Here is a 19,040-nt window from a genome sequence, read left to right on the forward strand (position 1 = left end):
GGCGGGACCGGACACGCACCGGTCCCGCCTCGATCCATGTCAGTCGCTGGACGGCAGTTGCTTGGCCTGCTTGAGCTGCAAAGGAATTCCGTTCACGGCCAGGGTTCCGGTACCCGACTTGGTCACGAGCACCTCCGCGCCGTCGTGCACGTACCGTTTGCCCAGCACGGCTCCGGCGGCGAACTCGGGGTCGGGGCTCAGCCCGGTGTCGGTCTTCGCGCCGAGCGGCACCATCGGCACACCGCCGCAGCGGAGTTCGTCCAGTGCCGCGCTGGTCCGCACGACGATGACCTGGGCCTCGCACACCTGGCTCTCGAGCCGGGATCCGGTCTTGATCACGATGCTTCCTCCGATACGGCGGGGGTGAGTTCGTCGACGAGCCTGCGGCGCAGCAGCTTTCCCGTCGGCGTGGTGGGCAGGTGGTCGCGGAACACGACGCGATCGGGCGTTCGTGAGCCGCGGAGCCGGGCGCGCACGAACGCGCGCAGCTCTTCGGCGTCCGGGGTGGGCCGCTGGAACGGCACAACCACCGCGACGATGATCTGGCCCCACTGCGGGTCCGGCACGCCGAGGACGGCGACCTCGCGCACCGCCGGATGTTCGACCAGGACATCCTCGAGCTCGGCGGGCGCGATGTTCTCCCCGCCCCGAATGATGGTGTCGTCCGACCGGCCGCCGATGAACAGGTAACCCTCGTGGTCCAGTAGCGCGAGATCCTTTGTGGGGAACCAGCCGTCGGCGTCGAGGACGGACCCGAGTTCGGAGTAGCGGCCCGATACCTGCGGTCCGCGCACGAACAACTCGCCGGTCTCGCCCGGGCCGGCGACGCGGCCGCCCGTGCGGATCTCGAGCTCGACGCCGGGAACCGCGCGGCCGACCGATCCCAGCCGCCGCGCGACGGCCGCGTCCGAACTCGCGAAGGCGATCCGGTGATCCTCGGGGCCGAGCACGGCCACCGTCGAACTGGTCTCGGTCAGACCGTAGGCATTGACGAGCCCGACCTCCGGCAGTAGGGCCAGGGCCGCACGGACCAGGGGGAGCGGCGCTTTCGAGCCACCGTAGGCCAGGGTCCGCAGCGTGGGCAGCGCGGTGGGACGGGCACGCAGGGCCGTCACTATGCGATCCAGCATGGTCGGCACCACCGTGGCGTTGGTGATGCGCTCGGCGTCCACCAGCCGCAGCCACTCGTCCGCGTCGAAGTGCCTCAGGTACACCATCTTTCGCCCGGCGTACAGATTCGACAGCGACGCTCCGACCCCGGCGATGTGATACGGCGGCACGCAGATCAGGGTGGCGTCGCCGGGCTCGGCCGAGGCGAAATCCACCGTGCCCATGACGTAACTGCTCAGATTGGCGTGCGTGAGTTCGACGGCCTTGGGGCGGGAGGTGGTGCCGGAGGTGAACAGCAGCACCGCCGGGTCGTCCGGATCGTTCTCCGCGGCCTCGAACTCGGCCGGGGTTTCCCGCGCGCCGGCGAGCAGCGCCGCGGAGTCCACGGTCCGCTTGCCCGCGGCGCCGACCACCGCGGCGTACTCGGTGTCCACGACCACCAGCGGCGCGGGCAGCCGGTCGATCAACTCCCGCAGGGCCGCACCGCCGAGCCGGTAGTTCACCGGTGTGAAGGCCACTCCCGCCCGCGCCGAGGCGAACAGCAGCAGCGGCAGCATGAGACCCCCGGTGCCGACGTAGGCGACATGGGCCGCTCCTGAATCGCGGATGGCCGCGGCGGTCGAATCGGCCAGCGCGTGCAACTGGGCGGCGCTCACGCGCGCACCGTCGGAAACGATCGCGACCCGGTCCGGATCGTTCGCGTGAACCATGTCGAGCAACAGTGCGACGCTCACCGCACCCACCTCATCGGGCTTTCCACCGCGCCGTCACCGGCGGCGGTACGTTCTCGGAATTCTCAGCCCGCGTTCTGCGCGCTGGCCGCCTTGATCTGCGACTGGAACGCCGCGAGCTTCTCCTGCGCCGTGCTGGTGTGGTGGGAGCGCGCCTTGATGCTGACGTCGTGGCCGGCCGCGGCCGCGCGCAGCGCCCCGACGGTCGCCTGCTCGCGCGGCACGTGCTGGAACGGCTCGAAGTTGTACCAGCGCATGGCATTGAGATGCGTCATCTTGTCGATCTCGTCGTCGGTGACCTGCTCGCGATCGAAGACCTCGGCGAGCACCTCGGGTGCGTCGGGCCACATGGAATCGCTGTGCGGGTAGTCCATCTCCCACGAGATGTTGTCGATGCCGATCTCGTGGCGCAGGCGCACGCCCATGGGATCGCTGATGAAGCAGGTCAGGAAGTGGTCGCGGAAGACCTCCGAGGGCAGCTTGCCGCCGAAATCCTGCATGGTCCAGGTGGAGTGCATCTCGAAGGTGCGATCCACGCGCTCGAGGAAGTAGGGAATCCAGCCCGTGCCGCCCTCGGACAGGGCGACCTTCAGATCCGGGTAGTCCTTGATCGGCTTGGACCACAGCAGATCCGCCGCGGCCTGCACGATGTTCATCGGCTGCAGGGTGATCATCACGTCCGGCGGCGAGTCCACCGCGGGCACCGACAGTTTGCCGGAGGATCCGATGTGCACGCTCATGACCGTGTCGGTCTCCACGAGCGCCTCCCACAGCGGATTCCAGTACGGGTCATGGAAACTCGGGTAGCCCAGTGCCGCGGGATTCTCGGTGAAGGTGAGCGAATGCACGCCCTTCTTCGCGCACCGCCGCACCTCGGCGGCGCACAGTTCGGCGTCCCAGATCACCGGCAGCGCCATCGGGATGAAGCGGCCGGGATAGGCGCCGCACCACTCGTCGATGTGCCAGTTGTTGTAGGCCTGGACCAGGGCCAGGGAGAAGTCGGAGTCTCCGGTGACGAACAGCCGGCCCGCGAAGCCCGGGAACGACGGGAAGTTCATCGAGGCCAGGATGCCGCCGGCGTTCATGTCCTTGACGCGCTCGTCCACGTTGTGACACCCCGGTCGGATCTCGTCGAGGCCCTCGGGTTCGAGGCCGTACTCCTCCTTCGGCCGCCCGGCCACCGCGTTCAGCGCCACATTGGGAATCACCTTGTCGCGGAACTGCCAGACGTCCGCACCGTCGTCGGTGTGCACCAGCCGGGGAGCGTCCGCGGCGTACTTCTTCGGGAGGTACTTGTCGAACATGTCCGGCGGTTCGATGATGTGGTCATCCACGCTGATCAGGATCATGTCGTTCTTGTCCACGACCGAACTCCTTTGGAAAGCTATACAGTAAGGCTTACAATATACCGCACGCGGCGGCGTCCGAGGCAGAGTCAGAAAGCCATGAAAAGTATTTGGTCACGGGTGTATTCGTGATCGGGATGCTGCTCGGCGAGATGGCGGCGCGCCCGATTCACCAGGTCGTCCTCGTCGGCGCCGGTCAGAAACTCTCCACACGGGCAGTGCAGTCGCCGCTTCACAGCACCGCTCCGGCTTCCTTGGCTGCGATGATCTCGTCCCAGTCGAGACCGAGCTCGAGCAGGATCTCCTCGGTGTGCTCGCCGTGCTCGGGAGCACGACTCGGCGGCGGGGGAGTCTCGTCGAATTGCACCGGGGCCGCGACGGTCCGGTACGACGCGCCCGCGTCGTCGGTGACCGTCAGCAGATACCCGTTCGCGATGACCTGTGGATCGTCCAGGACCTCCTGCGGGCTGGCGAGGGTGGCCCACACCCCCGGCTCGTCGGCCAGGGCCCGTTGCCAGTGCGCCAGATCGTGTTCGGCGAAGGTCTTGCGCAGCTCCGCGGTGGCGTCCTCCTGATTCAGGACCAGGTTCGCCAGGGGGACGAAGCGTTCGTCCGCGCCCAGGTCGGGACGGCCGATGCGCTCACAGAAGCCGGCCCAGTAGCGGTCGGTCTGCAGCAGCATCATCTGTACCCAGCGGTCGTCCCGGGTGCGGTAGCGATTGACCGCGGGATTGAGCGCGGTGCCCGCCGGGCCCGCCGGAATTCGGTCGATGCCATGGAAGTCCGCGGCCACGATGTCGGGAGCGACGGCCCACATGCCCTGGGCGAGCAGAGAACTGTCGACGATGGCGGCGTGACCCGTGCGCTCGCGATGGAACAGCGCCGCGGTGACGCCGCCGGCCAGGGTGATGCCGCCCTGGAGGTCGCCGAACGCCGGCCCCTGTGCCATCGGGAACTCGGCGTCGGGCGGGGTGAGGGCGTACGCGACGCCGGCTCGGGCGAGATAGCTGGCCCCGTCGAATCCGCCGCGGTCCCGATCCGGTCCCCGGGTGCCGTGCCCGCTGCCCCGCACGATGATCACGTTCGGGTTCATCTCGCGGATCTGCTCGACCGTGAGCCCCGCGCGTTCGAGCGGTCCGGGCAGCCAGTTGGTCAGGAACACGTCCGCGGCGGCGATGAGCTTGCGCAACACCTCGCGCCCCCGGTCGGTCTTGATGTCCACACCGATGCTGCGCTTGCCGTGGTTGCCGATCTCCATCATGAAATTGGCTCGGACCCTGGACTTCTCGGGGGTGAGACCCCCGACGGTGAGAAACCGGCAGGGATCGCCGGCCCGGGCGTCCTCGACCTTGATGACCTGCGCGCCCCAGTCCGCCAGCGCGGCGCCCGCACACGGAACGTAGGTCCACGAAGCCAGTTCAACCACCCGGACGCCACTGAGCAGACCAGACATCGATCTCCCTCTCGTATAGTTCAGCAACTGCGTGATGAACTATACGGTAAGTCTTACAGTTAAGCATCCAGGATGACCGGTCCAGGCGCTCTGATCTGGGACCGAGTGTGCCGCGATCACTTCGCGGAGAAGCGAGTGGTGTCCAGGATCAGAACGACGCGGTCGTAGACGTCCGCGGGCAGCCCGTTCTCGGGTTCGCCGTAGTGCTCGTTCAGCTCGCGATAGAACTCACCCTCCTCATCGCCCAGCACCGTGACCAGCCACCCCTGTGTCTCCAGCGAACGAGACGGCGCGTCCGGATCGGTGATGAGGAACGAATAGTTCGGGTTCGCCTGCAGACTGGTGAACTTGCGCCGCGGGATCGTGTGGCTCATGCGCAGATGCGCGCCATCCCATTTGAAGCGCATGGGCGTCTGGTCCGGGGCGCCGTGCGGGCTGACGGTGGCGAGGACGCCGACGATCGGCCGCTGGAGCAGATCCTCGAATCCGGCGGGTACTTTCGAGATCATGGCTGCCTCCATCGGGGGTTCGGAGTCGAATTGAACAGGGGCATCGCGCTATTCGGAGCCGGCGACCGGTCGCCGCACGTTCCAGTCACCGGTGAATTCGGCCGCGCGCTGCTGGGTGAAGGCCGCATAGGCCTCGGGGACGTCGGCGGTGGCGAAATTGACCGCCTGAGCCCGTGATTCGCTGGCCAGCGCCTCGTGCATGGTCCGGTCGACGCCTTCGTTGAGCAGCGCCTTGGTCTGCGCGACGGCGACCGGTGGCCCAGCCGCCAGGCGCTGTGCCAGCTCGCCGACGAACTCGTCGATCTGCTCGTCCGCCTTGATCCAGGTCACCAGTCCGAGCGCGTGCGCCTCCTCGGCGTCGATCATGTCGGCCAGCAGCGCCAGCCGCTTGGCCTGCTGTATCCCGACGAGCTTGGGCAGCAGCCACGAGCCACCGCAGTCCAGCGACAACCCGCGCCGGGCGAAGACCTGGGAGAACCGCGCGCCGGGTGTAGCCACCACGAGGTCACAGCCCAGCGCCAGATTCCAGCCCGCGCCCACCGCGACCCCTCGTACTTTCGCCACGGTGGGAACCGCCAGATCGTGCAGGCGCTGTGCGACTTCGGAGATCGCTCGCAGTTTGGGGAAGGGCGCGGCGTACGGATCGCTGTTCACCACGTCCGCACCCGCGCAGAAGGCGTCTCCCGCGCCGGTGAGGATCACCGCCCGCACGCCGGGATCGTGGGCGATCGCGTTCAGCCTCTCGCTCAGCGCGGTCCACAGGGCGAGGTCGATCGCGTTCTTGCGCCGGGGACGGTTCAGGGTCAGCGTGCACACGCCGCCGGCGCGCGTATCGAGCAGCGCGGGTGGTTCGGGTGTCGGCATTCGAGCTCCGTTGTCTGCGAAAGGTGAAGGCGGACCGGTGTTCACGGAGTCGGCTACAGGAACAGGTCCGGCGTGAGCGGTCCGTCGCCCGGAATCGCCCGGTACCGGTCCAGCTCGGTGATCCCGTGCGCGGCAAGCACTTCGTCGTCTAGATAGAAGTTCCCCGTGGCCTCCTGCGACGGTGTGGTGAACACCAGATAGGCGGCGTCGGCGCAGATGCCGGGCGTGCGGGCGGTCGCGGCTCGTTCCGCGCCGCCGGGCCGGTTCCGGATCGCCGCGGTGGCGATGATCGTCCGGGGCCAGAGCGAATCCACCGCGATGCCGTCGGCCCGCAGTTCCGCCGCAAGTCCCAGCGTGATCAGGGACATGCCGTACTTGGCAATGGTGTAGCCGAGCGCGTATCCGGCCCAGCGCGGATCCAGGTTCAGCGGCGGCGACATGGTCAGCACGTGCGGATCGCGCCCGGCCGCAGCCGATTTCCGCAGGGCCGGGATGCTGAACTTCGACAGTGCGAAGCTGCCGCGGCAGTTGATGTCCTGCATGAGGTCGTAGGTCTTCATGGGCAGCGAGTCGGTTGGCGACAGGTCGATCGCGGACGCGTTGTTCAGTACCAGATCGATGCCGCCGAAGCGGCGCACCGTCTCCTCGACCGCCCCGGCGACGACGTCATCGTTCCGGATATCGCCCACCACCTTCAGCACCGTGCCGCCCGCGCGTTCGATCTCCGCGGCGGCGGTGTGGATGGTGCCGGGCAACTTCGGGTGGGGCCGATCGGTTTTCGCGATCAGGGTGATGTTCGCGCCGTCGGCGGCCACCCGCTTCGCGATCTCCAGTCCGATGCCGCGACTGCCGCCCGACATGATCAACGTCTTGCCCGCGAGGGGCTGGCCGCGTTCCGGCACTGGCTGGCTCCGATCCGATTGTCTGGTCGAGATTACTGTAACTATGTCAGTATGAGAAGTGCGGGCCGATCCAGCCGGCGGGGTTCACCCGCGCCGCACACCGGTGGCGATCGGCCAGAGTCTACAGTAAGGCTTATAGTATCTTTTCCTGCAACAAGATCGGTGGAGGCAATCGGTGTCGGACGAACTGCTGTTGGAGCGCCGCGGGCGCACACTGGTGATCACCATCAACCGGCCCGGGGCGCGCAACGCGCTCAATCTCGCGGTCAGCCAGGGGCTGGCCGACGCGCTCGACGAGCTGGACGCGAGTCCGGACCTCTCGGTCGCGGTGCTGACCGGCAGCGGCGGGAACTTCAGCGCCGGAATGGATCTGAAGGCCTTCGCGGCGGGTGACTTTCCCTATATTCAGGGTCGCGGCCTCGGCTTCACCGAGAAGCCGCCCGCCAAACCGCTCATCGCGGCGGTGGAGGGCTACGCCCTGGCGGGCGGCACCGAACTGGTCCTGGCCACCGATCTGGTCGTAGCCGCCAGGACCGCGAAATTCGGTGTCCCCGAGGTCAAGCGCGGCCTGGTCGCGGGCGGCGGCGCGCTGTTGCGGCTGCAGCATCGCATTCCGTACCAGAAGGCGTTGGAGCTGGCGCTGACCGGCGACGAATTCACCGCCGAGGAAGCCTCGAACTGGGGGCTGGTCAACGTGCTCGCCGAGCCGGGAGAAGCGCTGGACCGTGCCCTGGAGCTGGCCGATCGCATCACCGTCAACGGGCCCATCGCCGTGGCCGTGACCAAGGAGGTCATGGTCAAGTCCGGCGAGTGGAGCGCCGCCGAGATGTGGCAGAAGCAGATGGAACTCATCGCTCCCGTCTTCGGCACCCGGGACGCCCAGGAAGGCGCTCGCGCCTTCGCCGAGAAGCGGGCCCCGAAATGGACCGGTCAGTGAGGCCGTACGCCGTGTCCCGGTCCGAAGCTCTTACCCACGATTAGGAGAAACAAATGTCTTTCGAAGGTGAAGTCGTCCTGGTGACCGGCGGTGCGGGCGGTCTGGGTGATGCGACGGTGCGCCGATTGCACGCCCAGGGCGCGGCCGTCGTCATCGCCGATGTCAACGACGAGAAGGGCAACGCCCTCGCCGAGGAACTCGGCAACAAGGCGGTCTACGTGCGCACCGATGTGCTGGACGACGCGACCATCGAGACCGCGTTCGCGAAGGCCGACGAACTGGGCACGCTGCGCTACGCGGTGATCGCCCACGGCGGCTTCGGCGTGCTCGAGAAGGTCGTAAACCGGGACGGAAGTCCGCACACCCTCAAAGGTTTCACCGACACCATCGCGCTGTATCTGAGCGGTACCTTCAACGTGCTCCGGCTGGCCGGCGCCAGGATCGCGAAGGTCGAGCCCAAGGCCAACGGTGAGCGCGGTGCGATCGTCATGACCAGTTCGATCGCCGGGTACGAAGGCCAGATCGGCCAGGCCGCCTATGCCGCCGCGAAGGGCGGGGTGATCTCGCTGACCCTGACCGGCGCGCGCGATCTCAGTGCCGTCGGCATCCGGGTGAACAGCATCGCCCCGGGCACGATGCACACCCCGCTGATGGATTTCCTCGGCGAGGAGAAGCTCGGCAACTTCGCGAAGGCGGTGCCTTTCCCGAAGCGCCTCGGCAAGCCCGACGAATACGCGGCGCTCGCACAGCATCTGCTCGAGAACTCCTACATGAACGGCGAAGTGGTCCGCATCGACGGCGCGCAACGCTTCCAGCCCAAGTGATGCGGATCGAAAGGACGAGAAATGACCACGCTGGACTACCTGGCAGTTGACGTCGACAACCACTATTACGAACCGCTGGACGCGTTCACGCGCCATCTGCCCAAGGAATTCAAGCGCCGGGGCGTGCAGATGGTCACCGAGGGCAAGCGCACGATCGCGGTCATGGGCGGGCAGGTCAACAACTTCGTGCCCAACCCGACCTTCGACCCCATCATCGAGCCCGGCTGCCTGGACCTGCTGTTCCGCGGGGAGATTCCCGAGGGCGTCGATCCGGCGTCGCTGATGAAGGTCGACCGGATGGCCGAGCACCCGGAATATCAAAACCGGGACGCGCGGGTGAAGGTCCTGGACCGGCAGAAGCTGGAGACGGTCTTCATGCTGCCGACCTTCGCCTGCGGTGTCGAAGAGGCGCTCAAGCACGACATCCCGGCCACGATGGCCTCGGTGCACGCGTTCAACCTGTGGCTCGACGAGGACTGGGGTTTCGATCGCCCCGACCACCGCATCGTGTCCGCGCCGATCATCTCGCTCGCGGACCCGGTGGCCGCGGTCGCGGAGGTCGAGTTCGTGCTGGCTCGCGGCGCCAAGCTGGTGCTGGTCCGGCCCGCTCCGGTGCCCGGCGAGGTGCGCCCTCGATCGCTGGGCGATCCCCTGCACGACCCGGTCTGGGCCCGGCTGGCCGAAGCCGGGGTGCCGGTGGGATTCCATCTGTCCGACAGCGGATATCTCGCCATCAACGCGCTCTGGGGTGGCAAGGCCACCTTCGAGGGCTTCGGGAAGAAGGATCCGCTCGACCAGATCCTGCTGGACGACCGGGCCATCCACGACACGATGGCATCGTTGATCGTGCACCAGGTCTTCACCCGCCACCCGACACTCAAGGTGGCGAGCATCGAGAACGGCTCGTATTTCGTCCACCGCCTGATCAAGCGCTTGAAGAAGGCCGCGAACACCGCGCCCTACCACTTCACCGAAGATCCGGTGGAGCAGCTGAAGAACAATGTGTGGATCGCGCCCTATTACGAGGACGACGTCAAGTTGCTCGCGGCGACCATCGGCGTGGACCGGATCCTGTTCGGCTCCGATTGGCCGCACGGTGAGGGTCTGGCCGATCCCACGACGTTCACCGCCGACATACCGCAGTTCCCGGAGTTCTCCTACGAGGACACTCGAAAGGTCATGCGCGACAACGCACTCGAGTTGCTCGGCTCGAGGGTTCCGCTCGAATCCCGATAGCCGATTCACATGGGTCCGGGCGGTATACCGCCCGGAGGACACCCACGGCGGTTCCGCTATGGTCCGAAGTGAAAGCGCATTCGAAGGAGTACGAACAATGGCATCAGCGCAGGAACTGACATTCGGCCAGAAGGCCCGGCTGGGACTTCAGGCGGCGGGCGCTTTCGCCCGGAATCCGAAGGCTCTGGTCGCGGTGGTGAAGTACCAGCTCGCGGAGCGGAAGAAGAACAAGGCTTCGGGTCCTGCCACCGGCGTGTGATCGCAGTTGGGTCTGGATAACAGGTGTTCGCGCGGCCGGTTGACAATGGTCAGCCGGCCGTTCGATGTAGCGCGGTTCTGAACTGGCGGTTGGTCTGAATAGCGTTGTATCACAATGGAATTGGGCTATTGCGGATGGCTATCGAGGAGTAGAATAGGGGTATGAATTCGGGAGGGGAATCCACCATCGCGCACCATGTCGAAGGACATGGTGTCGCAGTGGAGGGCCTGCTCGAATCGCCCTTGTTTTCCTCATCCGATGACCAGGTCATCGCGATGATGCACAAGCTCGAAGCGGACTACCGCAAACTCGAAGCGGTGAAGCAGCGCTTCGCTCTCGAATGCGCGGCACGGGGACTGCCCGCGCGGGCCGGGATAAAGAGCCCGATCGTGTTCCTGCAGCAAACGCTGCGGATCTCCCATTTCGAAGCCGCAGCTCGGGTACGGAACGCGGACCGGCTCTCCACGGTGTCCGAAGGCAGTTTCCAGCGGCCACCGGTGTTCCCGCACATCGCCGCCGCCCAGCGCGCCGGGGAGATTTCCGCCGATCATGTGCAGGCGATCGTGAAAGTCCTGGACCGGATCCCCGCCAGCGTGGAACCGACATTGAAGGAACTCGCCGAACGCTCCCTGACCGACTTCGCGCGCGTCGGTGACCCCAAAGGGGTGACCCAACTCGGGGTCCGGGTCCTGGCCTATGCCGACCCGGACGGGGTGTTGACCGCGGACAAGGACCGGCAGCGGATGCGTGGCATCGTCATCGGGCGCCAACGCGCTGACGGCATGTTCCCGATCACCGGTCTGCTCACCCCGGAACTCGGTGCGGTGTTCATGCCCATGTTCGCCAAGTTCGCGCGACCCGGCATGTGCAACCCCGATGATCCCGAGAGCCCGCACACCACCGCGGAACTCGGGATCGACACCGAGTCCGAAGCCGATGACAGTGACGCCGATGCTGCCACCGTCGCCGCTCGGAACGTGTTGCGGGCCGCTGCCAAGCGTGATCACCGCAGCGAGGCCCAGCGCAATCATGATGCGTTGCTGCGGTTCCTGCACCCGGATATGGGACCGACCAAGCTCGGGTATCACCGGGGGCTGCCGGTCTCGACCGTGGTCACCATGCGCCTGACCGACCTCGAGCAGCGCACCGGGCTCGCTACCACGAACACCGGGGGCACGCTCTCGATCACCGAAGCGATCAAGTTGGCTGCGCGGTCCACCCCGTACCTGGTGATCGTGGATGCCAACGGCCGCCCCCTGCACCTCTCACGCGGGCAACGCCTCGCCTCGGCAGACCAGCGCCTCGCACTCACCGCCGTCGAACGCGGATGCACCCGCCCCGGATGCGACGCCCCAGCCACCCGCTCAGCAGTCCACCACATCAAGGAATGGGCCGATGGCGGCGACACCGACATCGAGAACCTGACCTTCGCGTGCGATGCCTGCCACGCACAGATCAACACCGGTCCGAACGGCTGGAAAACGATAGTGATGCCCGATGATTCGGAGAATCCGGGCAAGACCGGGTGGATACCACCACCCCATATCGATCCCGCTCGCAGACCACGCGTGAATTTCCGTCATCACCCGCGTGTGCCGAGTCCTTCGGGTGTGCCGGGTATTCCGGCGCGGCGATTCTGCTAGAGCGCTGCCCTCCAGCTGGAACCCAAACCCCAAACCCCAAACCCCAAAGCCCAAGCCCAACCCTCAAGAGCGGCGTTGGTGTTCACTCCAGTGGCCGACGTAGCCGAGACCCACACGCACCCTTCATCTTCCGGCGGGGTTCGGGAGGACAAGCAAGAACAACGAGGCAGTGCTGGTTACCTCGCCTGCCGTACCCCACTTCGGCTCCCCGGTTGAGAGCGCTTTCGCCCTTCCAGCCTGGCTGGATGGCCGTGGGCACCTTCTCGAGACTACAGACACAAGATTCGTCATCGCTGAATGTCGGTACTGCCTCAGGTGGTGATTGTGGTGAGCGGTAGTCGATTCGAGGGTTGCTTGTACCCCCACCGGTGGCGGATCACGTTTATCGGCCAGGAAGGGCTGGTACCGCCGTCGAGGCTCCCAACCCGGCCACGCTGGTATTCCGTTATCCAGGCTGCTCTTTCTCCGGTAGGCCACCCAACCGCAGCCCGACCCGCTCAACAGCACCCCGCTGGTTCTCGTTATCTAGTCTGCTCTTCCCCGGCCGGGCTGGAACCGCAGCCCGACCCACTAGGCGCCGGAGATACCCATCTCGGCTGTAGAGCCCCATCTTGCAGCCCTTGACCAGCAGGCGGCGGCTCCCAAGGCGTTGACGTGGCTCATGCTTCCATCACGTAGGAGCGTTCCATCAGGTCTGTCATGGCCCGCTGAAAGTCACGGCGCTTCTTATCGCTCCAGCCTGTGGTCAGCTGAGCGAAGATGTCCTCCTGCCAAAGATGCGCTTGGTCCAGCATGGCCCTGCCCGCAGGGGAAAGTGATGCCTCGCGTCGTCGACCATCGGCCGAAGCCGCCACCGTAGCCAGATATCCGGCTGCGGTGGCGCTCTTGATCAACCGTGACGCGCCACTCTGGTCGATCCCGATCTCGTGCGCGATGGCGTTCACCGTTGCAGGCGTCCCGCGCCGGCCGAGCGCATGCACTGCCTCGCAAACCAGTACGAGTCGCCCCTGCTCGCCGCCTTCGTCCGCTCGACGTGCCCAGTGCCGAACGAACTGGAACAGAACCTGTCCCGGGTCCTGGTCGCTCATTCGGTCGCCGCCAGCTCGAGAGCGGCCCGCAGGTCCGGCAGCCGCAGCGCGGCCGTGATCTTGCCGCCGGATGCGCGGAAGACCGTCGCTACCGGCGTGGACTTCGTGCTCTCGGGCCAGGTGGCGTCCTCCTCCACCACCATCAGTCGCTCGCTGATCGGGTGCCATGATCGAGGGATCAGATTGATCCCGGAACGCTCCACCCAGTCGGCGAACTGCGCGGGCGTGATCGGGCCCGCTCCCTTCGGGCCGAGGACGACAATCGGATCACCGACCGCCCGCGCGGACCGCTGCCGATCGCCGGCATTGACGCTTGCGTGCCACTCGTTGATTGCCTGTTCAAGGCTTGAATCCATACACGGAAGTATATGCAATATGCATACATTCCCGCTCGGGTGGGCGCGGCATCAATCCTCTGCCCCGTAGCAACTCGGCAACTCGCGAATCAGCGCGAGAGTGCCGAGATGCCGGATCGCATTGCAGCCCCGCTCGATCATGGCCAGCATCATCTCGTCGCCGCGCTCGCTCGTACCGGCGAACGCGTATCCGAACGTGATGAGCAACGGTATCTGGAGCATGCCGACGCGGTAATCGGTCCAGCACTGCTCGGCGGTGTAACCGGTGACCCCGTGGGTGAGCAATCGCCGGTGATAGCTCTCGACCCACTCGCTCTCGCGCTGCTGCCGAAGTCCGGATTCCACGCTCGTTCCGAGGAAATAGGCCAGATCGCGAGCGGGGAGGCCGACCGTGAGTGTTTGCCAATCCACCACGGTTACAGAGTTTTCGGCGGCGTCGAACAGCAGGTTGTCGAGCCGGTAGTCGCCGTGCAACAGGCAGAATCGGTCGGCGGCGATGCCCAGCCAGCGTTCGATGAGGGCGACGGAGTCGGTGAGAACGGCGCGGTCTCCCGGGGAGATCCGTGTGCCCAGACCGTCGAGCGTTGTTGTCAGCGCTACCTGGGCGACCTGGCCCATGCCGCGGGCGAAGTCGGCGTCGGCCCTGGGCATGGCCGCGCCCTCGAACGAGAGCCACGCCGGATCGCACCAGCGCGGTCCGTGCAGGCCGGCCAGGGCTTCGACGGCGAGTTGTGCCTCGCTCGCCCGGCAGCCGCGGATCTGATCACCCTGTACCGCCGGTGCGAGATCGGCGACGAGCAGCACGAATTCTGTTCCACTGGCGGAGATATCGCAGTGGTAGAGCCGGGGGAGTGGCACCTCGACGGTCTCGGCGACACGGGTGTAGAAGGCGTGTTCGGCTCGGTATCCGAGTGCGACCCGTTCCGGCACACCCGGCTCCTGGGAGGACAGTTTCGCCACAAGGGAAGCCGGAGTCGTGCCGGGGTCACGGTAGGTCGGTGTCACGCGATAGGTGGCCCCGGTCTGCCCGGTGCCGATCGGTTCGATCCGGACCGCTTCGACTCGCGCACCCAGGACTTCGGTCAGCCATTCGGGCGTGATCTCCGATGGACCCCCGGGCACGATGGCCGGCGCGGCTGATCCGGTCGTATCGGATGGTGACGTGTTCATTCGAGTTTCCTTCGTCGGCGACGCCCGGCCGAGCCGGTCCGGCTACGTCGGCGGCCGGTGGCGCCCGCTGTTGCCGGGGTCGACTATGCTTGCCGATGGTAAGACTTACAGTAGCTCTTACTCTTGCTCCGGTGGCGCGGTGGAAGAGGTTTGGTGGGAACCTCGTTCGGACTGTCGCGAACCGGCCTCGCGCCCGTGCCGTGATGCACGGACTTCCAGCCGACATGCATCGGGTCTCCGCGGATCACCCATGTCCGGGCGCGGGCAGTGATCGCGCTCGAGGTGGATTCGGTGCGAATCACAGGGGATGACCATGGTCTTTTTCGATACGGGTAGCTCGGCTACGGCAACGGCGGATCTCCGGGTAAAGATGGGACCGGCTCGGCAACTGAGCTCACTCGATGTGCAGTTGCTCGATGCCGAGACACATAGCACGCCATTGCATATCGGCGGTGTGGTGCTACTCGAAGCGCAGGATGCACCGCTCTCGATCGAGACGCTGCGAGGGCTGTTCGCGCAGCGGCTGCACTTGGTCGCGCCTTTGCGCCGGCGGTTGCGCACCGTGCCGCTGGGCCTGGATCTGCCCTATTGGCAAGATAATTCGTCGATCGACCTGGACTATCACGTCCGGGAGGTGTCGCTGTCCGGCGCGGCGAACGAGCACGAACTGACCGACCTGCTCGCTCGATTGCACGCTGTGCCGCTGGATCGGGATCAGCCACTGTGGGAATGCCATCTCGTATCGGGGTTGCCCGGTGGCGGTCAGGCCGTCTACCTCAAGTCCCATCACGCGCTGATCGATGGCCTGTCGGTCGCCGAGATCCTGGCCGCGATCTGCGATGTCGAGCCGCGGCCCTCCGCGCCGTCCGGTCCCGCGGCGGAGATTCTGGTCGATCACACACCGGGTCTGGTCGAGATGCTCGGGCGCAGTGTGCCGAACAGTGCTGCGCGACAGGTGGAACGCATTCGGGCGCTGCTGAGTTCGGGTCCCGCGATGGTGCGCACTGCCGCGGATCTGCTGAAGAAGCACCCGGATGTGCCGTTCAATCGAGCCAATACCGCGAATCGCAGTATCGCGTTCGCCTCGGTCTCGCTCGACGATGTCAAAGCCGTCAAGCGGCGCATCGACGGTACCGTCAACGACGTGGTTATGGCCCTGTGCGCCACCGCGATACGACGGTGGCTGCTCGACCACGACGATCCGGTCGACAGGCCGATTCTGGTCGCGATACCGGTGTCGGTTCGTGATGCCGGGCGATGGGGTACGGCCGGCAATCAGTTCTCGATCATGCTGTGCGACATGCCCGTAGAGGAGTCCGATCCGCACGAGCGCCTCGAACTCCTGCGTGAGCGACTGGTCGCGGCGAAACAGAAGTTCAACTCCACGCCGCCCGCCATGCTGATCGAGGCCACCGCCCTGCTCACGCCGCTGCTGAACGGTGCTCCGACCCGGGTCGCGCTCCGCGCCGCAGCTCCGGTGCTGCCGTTCGCCAATGCCCTGATCTCCAATGTGCCCGGCCCGCAAATCCCGTTGTACGTCGCGGGAATTCGGGTCGTGGCCTGCCACCCCATCTCGATGCTCACCGACCTGGCGGGCGGCCTGAACATCACGGTGATGTCCTATAACGGCAAGCTCGACTTCGGGATTCTGGCCTGCCCGGATACGGTCCCGGACGCGAACGCCATCGCGGTCCACCTGTCCCAGGCGCTCGCCGAGCTCATGGAGACGCCGACGATCGTGTAACCGTCACTCCGGCAGTGGAGTTCGCTGCCGGAGTTCCTCTCGCAGTACGACAGCCGTGTGTTCGCCCAGCTCCGGTGCGGGGCGAGGGGGAACGCGCCGGCCGTTGACCGACATCGGTGTACCCGGGGTGGGGTGGGTGCCGACGCCGGGTTGCCGCAGCAGCGTGAACAGGGGGTTTCGGGTTACGCGTGCGTCGTGGACGAGGTCGTGGAAGGTTCGGTACCGCTCCCACAGAACCGAGGTGGCCGCCAGGGCGGTGCTGACCTGTTCCGTGGTGTGCTCGCGAAACCAGGGGGCGAACAGACCGGTCAGGAGTTCGCGATGGCGATAGCGGGTGCCTTCGTCGGAGAAGTCGGCGCCCAGGGCCGGGGCCAGTGCGGCGAGGGCCGCGCCGGTCCCCGTCACCGCTGCCAGATCGCGAAAATGCCTGGCGGTCAGCGTCACCACCATGAACTCGCCACCATCGGAGGCGGTGAAGTTCTGGCCGTACTGGCCGTAGAGCCCATTGCCCAGGCGCGGGCGACGATCGCCGTACAGCGCCGCCTCGGTGAGAAGGCCGAGGTTTCCCGCGGTCGCCAGGGCGACGTCTTCCAGGGGCAGGGTGATTCGACTGCCCTCGCCGGTCGCGTCCCGATGCCGGATGGCGGCGGTGATCGAGAGGGCCGCGTAGATCCCGCACAGTAGATCCCACGCCGGCAGTACATGATTGACCGGCTCGGCGTGCCCGGGCGGACCGGTCACCAGGGGAAAGCCGGTGGCGGCGTTGACCGTGTAGTCGACGGCGGCGGATCCGTCCGAGCGCCCGAGGACTTCGAGCCGGATCAGATCGGGTCGCAGACGGGCCAGGGTGTCGTGGTCGAGCCACGCACGACCGGCGGTGTTGGTGAGTAGGATTCCGCCCTCCGGCCCGCTCTCGCAGATCAATCGGGTGATCATCTCCTGACCGGCAGCCGAGCGCAGATCGGCTGTGACCGATCGCTTGCCCCTGTTGAAGCTCGCCCAGTAGATGCTCGTGCCGTCGTCCGTCAGCGGCCAGCGGTGGTAGTCCGCCGCACCCCCGATCGGATCCACGCGAATGACGTCGGCGCCCAACTGCGACAGCGTCATTCCGGCCAGTGGTGCGGCCACGAAGCTGGAGATTTCGACGATTCGCACCCCCGCCAGCGGCTGCTCGGGCGACCGCGTGCTCGCGCTCACCCGAGCTGCTCGGCGGGGGTCGTGACCTGTTCGCGAGCCCACCGGTAGTCGGCCTTGCCCGCCGGGCTGCGCACGATCGCCGGCCGGAACACGATCGCCTTGGGGAGTTTGTACCGCGCGAGGGATCGTCCGGCGTGCGTGATCAATTCGGATTCCGGCACACTGTCGGCCCCCTCGGCGAGCGCCACCACGGCGACCACTTCCTGCCCCCACAGTTCGCTGGGCCGTCCCGCGACCACCACGTCGGCGACGGCCGGATGCGAGGACAGGGCGAGTTCGACCTCCTCGGCGAAGATCTTCTCGCCACCGGAATTGATGGTGGCCGAATCGCGTCCGAGCAATTCGATGGTGCCGTCGGGCAAATGCCGGGCCCGATCACCGGGCAGCGAGTACCGGGATCCGTCGATCTCGAGGAAGGTCGCGGCGGTCTTGGCGGCATCGCCGCGATAGCCCAGCGGCACGAAACGAGCCTGTGCGAGCCATCCGATGCCGTCGTGGCCCGGTTCCAGCACCGAGCCGAAATCGGCTGCCACCACACAGGAATCGGGACCGCCGGTGAAGGTTCCGGTGGCCACCGCGCCCGAGGCGGAGGCGTGCTGCATCTGCGCACCGGTCTCGGACGAGCCGACGCCGTCCAGCACCACCAGGCCAGGCAGCGCCGTGATCAGCTGCTGTTTGACCTGCGGGCTCAGCACCGCGCCACCGTTGCCCACCGCTATGAGCGTGGGCAGCGCGCGCTCGGCGGACGCGCGGCTGATCTCCTCGATGGCGCCGAGTAGCGGCCGCGCGATGGCATCGCCGACCACCGTCACCACGGCGACCCCTTCGCGTTCGATGGTGCGGACCGTTTCCCGGGCGTCGAGCCGGTCGCCGACGGCCGAGAAGACGATCGTCTGCCCGGTGGCCAGGGCCGTCATCGCCGCCCACTGGGCCGCGCCGTGCATCAGCGGCGGCAGGATCAGCAGTTTGAGTCCCGGATTGCCGGCCGCGCGCGCGGCGATGGTCTCGTAGGAGTCGACGAGTTCACCGCTGTGCAGATTCCGGCCACCGCAGGCGGCCAGGTAGATGTCGTGCTGACGCCAGAGCACGCCCTTGGGCATGCCCGTGGTGCCGCCGGTGTACAGGACGTAGAGATCATCGGGCGTCGGCCGCACGGGCAGCGCGCCGGGATCGCTGCCCGCCAGTGCCGACTCGTAATCCACCGCGCCGTCCAGTAATTCGTGTCCCGACTCGTCGGCGATCTGTATCAGCACCCGTAGAGACGGAACCCGGGCGCGCACCGCCGCGACGGCGGGCGCGAATGCCGCGTGATAGAGCAGCGCGGTGGCTCCGGAATCGGCGAGCAGATGGGCGAGTTCATCGCCGGTGTAGCGGTAGTTGACGTTGAAGGGGGCCACGCGGGCCCGGAATGATCCGAACAGTCCCTCGATGTACTCGTTGCCGTTGTAGGCCAGAATGCCGAGCAGGTCCTGTCCGCTCTCGTGGCCGGCGAGCTCGGACCGCTCGGTGTGGCAGCCGAGGTCCCGCGCGTGCAGGTAGGCGGCCAGGCGGCGGGATCGCTCCGCGATCTGGGCGTGGCTGAATCGCCTGTCCCCGCGAATGATGAGGTCGCGGTCGGGGATGACGGCCGCTACGGCATCGGCGACCGCGGTGAGTGTGAATTCCATGGTG

The 19,040-nt window shown here is 66.8% G+C and carries 19 protein-coding genes; 6 read left to right on the forward strand and 13 right to left on the reverse strand.

The annotated features are described in order from the left end of the window. Positions 1-39: 39 nt before the first annotated feature. From ACFVBH_RS25980 to ACFVBH_RS26015, 8 genes are all read right to left on the reverse strand, one after another. A complete protein-coding gene (locus ACFVBH_RS25980) occupies positions 40-339 on the reverse strand; it encodes a hypothetical protein (protein WP_379005312.1) in 300 nt (99 codons plus the stop codon). Next, on the reverse strand, positions 336-1,844 hold the full coding sequence (locus tag ACFVBH_RS25985) for a class I adenylate-forming enzyme family protein (protein ID WP_379005314.1): 1,509 nt from the start codon (positions 1,842-1,844) through the stop codon (positions 336-338). Before ACFVBH_RS25985 ends, ACFVBH_RS25980 begins: the two co-directional genes overlap by 4 nt. Positions 1,845-1,906: 62 nt before the next feature. Further along, the gene (locus ACFVBH_RS25990) at positions 1,907-3,205 is read right to left on the reverse strand and encodes an amidohydrolase family protein (protein WP_379005316.1); all 1,299 of its coding nucleotides are present in this window, start codon (positions 3,203-3,205) and stop codon (positions 1,907-1,909) included. 71 nt (positions 3,206-3,276) lie between these two features. Beyond that, positions 3,277-3,423: a DUF1059 domain-containing protein gene (locus tag ACFVBH_RS25995; protein WP_379005318.1), complete on the reverse strand. Its 147-nt coding sequence runs from the start codon at positions 3,421-3,423 to the stop codon at positions 3,277-3,279. Continuing rightward, positions 3,420-4,640, reverse strand: coding sequence for a CaiB/BaiF CoA transferase family protein (locus ACFVBH_RS26000; RefSeq protein ID WP_379005321.1), 1,221 nt, complete (start codon positions 4,638-4,640; stop codon positions 3,420-3,422). The genes ACFVBH_RS25995 and ACFVBH_RS26000 overlap by 4 nt, the downstream gene beginning before the upstream one ends. A gap of 116 nt (positions 4,641-4,756) precedes the next feature. Then, positions 4,757-5,149 carry a pyridoxamine 5'-phosphate oxidase family protein gene (locus tag ACFVBH_RS26005; protein WP_379005323.1) on the reverse strand — a complete coding sequence of 131 codons (393 nt, stop codon included), beginning with the start codon at positions 5,147-5,149 and terminating at the stop codon, positions 4,757-4,759. Positions 5,150-5,197: 48 nt separating this feature from the next. Further along, a complete protein-coding gene (locus tag ACFVBH_RS26010) occupies positions 5,198-6,013 on the reverse strand; it encodes an enoyl-CoA hydratase/isomerase family protein (RefSeq protein WP_379005325.1) in 816 nt (271 codons plus the stop codon). Positions 6,014-6,066: 53 nt separating this feature from the next. Beyond that, a complete protein-coding gene (locus ACFVBH_RS26015; protein ID WP_379005327.1) occupies positions 6,067-6,915 on the reverse strand; it encodes an SDR family oxidoreductase in 849 nt (282 codons plus the stop codon). A gap of 175 nt (positions 6,916-7,090) precedes the next feature. Between ACFVBH_RS26015 and ACFVBH_RS26020 the strand changes: the two genes are divergently transcribed. The 5 genes from ACFVBH_RS26020 to ACFVBH_RS26040 all read left to right on the forward strand — a co-directional run bounded on the left by ACFVBH_RS26020 (position 7,091) and on the right by ACFVBH_RS26040 (position 11,814). After that, entirely contained in the window at positions 7,091-7,852 is a 762-nt protein-coding gene (locus tag ACFVBH_RS26020; protein ID WP_379005329.1) for a crotonase/enoyl-CoA hydratase family protein, read from the forward strand. A 53-nt stretch (positions 7,853-7,905) separates the two neighbouring features. Beyond that, a complete protein-coding gene (locus ACFVBH_RS26025) occupies positions 7,906-8,676 on the forward strand; it encodes an SDR family oxidoreductase (RefSeq protein ID WP_379005331.1) in 771 nt (256 codons plus the stop codon). Positions 8,677-8,697: 21 nt separating this feature from the next. Next, positions 8,698-9,912, forward strand: coding sequence for an amidohydrolase family protein (locus ACFVBH_RS26030; RefSeq protein WP_379005333.1), 1,215 nt, complete (start codon positions 8,698-8,700; stop codon positions 9,910-9,912). A 97-nt stretch (positions 9,913-10,009) separates the two neighbouring features. Then, complete coding sequence (locus ACFVBH_RS26035; RefSeq protein WP_379005335.1) at positions 10,010-10,171, forward strand: hypothetical protein; 162 nt, start codon at positions 10,010-10,012, stop codon at positions 10,169-10,171. Positions 10,172-10,332: 161 nt separating this feature from the next. Continuing rightward, positions 10,333-11,814: a DUF222 domain-containing protein gene (locus tag ACFVBH_RS26040; protein WP_379005337.1), complete on the forward strand. Its 1,482-nt coding sequence runs from the start codon at positions 10,333-10,335 to the stop codon at positions 11,812-11,814. A gap of 659 nt (positions 11,815-12,473) precedes the next feature. Here ACFVBH_RS26040 and ACFVBH_RS26045 read toward each other — a convergent pair. The 3 genes from ACFVBH_RS26045 to ACFVBH_RS26055 are packed head-to-tail and all read right to left on the reverse strand — an operon-like array spanning position 12,474 to position 14,428. Further along, positions 12,474-12,902, reverse strand: a complete 429-nt coding sequence (locus tag ACFVBH_RS26045) for a MarR family winged helix-turn-helix transcriptional regulator (protein WP_379005339.1) — start codon at positions 12,900-12,902, stop codon at positions 12,474-12,476. After that, positions 12,899-13,258, reverse strand: a complete 360-nt coding sequence (locus tag ACFVBH_RS26050) for a hypothetical protein (protein WP_379005341.1) — start codon at positions 13,256-13,258, stop codon at positions 12,899-12,901. Before ACFVBH_RS26050 ends, ACFVBH_RS26045 begins: the two co-directional genes overlap by 4 nt. Positions 13,259-13,309: 51 nt before the next feature. Continuing rightward, the gene (locus ACFVBH_RS26055; RefSeq protein WP_379005343.1) at positions 13,310-14,428 is read right to left on the reverse strand and encodes a phosphotransferase family protein; all 1,119 of its coding nucleotides are present in this window, start codon (positions 14,426-14,428) and stop codon (positions 13,310-13,312) included. Positions 14,429-14,735: 307 nt separating this feature from the next. Here ACFVBH_RS26055 and ACFVBH_RS26060 point away from each other — a divergent pair, with 307 nt between their 5' ends. Next, a complete protein-coding gene (locus tag ACFVBH_RS26060; protein ID WP_379005345.1) occupies positions 14,736-16,172 on the forward strand; it encodes a wax ester/triacylglycerol synthase family O-acyltransferase in 1,437 nt (478 codons plus the stop codon). 3 nt (positions 16,173-16,175) lie between these two features. On the opposite strand, the gene ACFVBH_RS26065 is transcribed toward ACFVBH_RS26060, so the two are convergent. Then, a complete protein-coding gene (locus ACFVBH_RS26065; RefSeq protein ID WP_379005347.1) occupies positions 16,176-17,369 on the reverse strand; it encodes a CoA transferase in 1,194 nt (397 codons plus the stop codon). Continuing rightward, entirely contained in the window at positions 17,366-19,036 is a 1,671-nt protein-coding gene (locus tag ACFVBH_RS26070; RefSeq protein ID WP_379005349.1) for an acyl-CoA synthetase, read from the reverse strand. The genes ACFVBH_RS26065 and ACFVBH_RS26070 overlap by 4 nt, the downstream gene beginning before the upstream one ends. Positions 19,037-19,040: the final 4 nt, after the last annotated feature.

This window comes from Nocardia sp. NPDC057668 (assembly GCF_042799795.1).
Classification (GTDB): domain Bacteria; phylum Actinomycetota; class Actinomycetes; order Mycobacteriales; family Mycobacteriaceae; genus Nocardia.

Coding starts and splice junctions, on each gene's coding strand:
- ACFVBH_RS26070 (WP_379005349.1), bottom strand. CDS start 19,036: ATGGAATTCACACTCACCGCGGTCGCCGATGCCGTAGCGGCCGTCATC.
- ACFVBH_RS26005 (WP_379005323.1), bottom strand. CDS start 5,149: ATGATCTCGAAAGTACCCGCCGGATTCGAGGATCTGCTCCAGCGGCCG.
- ACFVBH_RS26010 (WP_379005325.1), bottom strand. CDS start 6,013: ATGCCGACACCCGAACCACCCGCGCTGCTCGATACGCGCGCCGGCGGC.
- ACFVBH_RS26040 (WP_379005337.1), top strand. CDS start 10,333: ATGAATTCGGGAGGGGAATCCACCATCGCGCACCATGTCGAAGGACAT.
- ACFVBH_RS26025 (WP_379005331.1), top strand. CDS start 7,906: ATGTCTTTCGAAGGTGAAGTCGTCCTGGTGACCGGCGGTGCGGGCGGT.
- ACFVBH_RS26045 (WP_379005339.1), bottom strand. CDS start 12,902: ATGAGCGACCAGGACCCGGGACAGGTTCTGTTCCAGTTCGTTCGGCAC.
- ACFVBH_RS26050 (WP_379005341.1), bottom strand. CDS start 13,258: ATGGATTCAAGCCTTGAACAGGCAATCAACGAGTGGCACGCAAGCGTC.
- ACFVBH_RS26060 (WP_379005345.1), top strand. CDS start 14,736: ATGACCATGGTCTTTTTCGATACGGGTAGCTCGGCTACGGCAACGGCG.
- ACFVBH_RS26035 (WP_379005335.1), top strand. CDS start 10,010: ATGGCATCAGCGCAGGAACTGACATTCGGCCAGAAGGCCCGGCTGGGA.
- ACFVBH_RS26030 (WP_379005333.1), top strand. CDS start 8,698: ATGACCACGCTGGACTACCTGGCAGTTGACGTCGACAACCACTATTAC.
- ACFVBH_RS26055 (WP_379005343.1), bottom strand. CDS start 14,428: ATGAACACGTCACCATCCGATACGACCGGATCAGCCGCGCCGGCCATC.
- ACFVBH_RS26000 (WP_379005321.1), bottom strand. CDS start 4,640: ATGTCTGGTCTGCTCAGTGGCGTCCGGGTGGTTGAACTGGCTTCGTGG.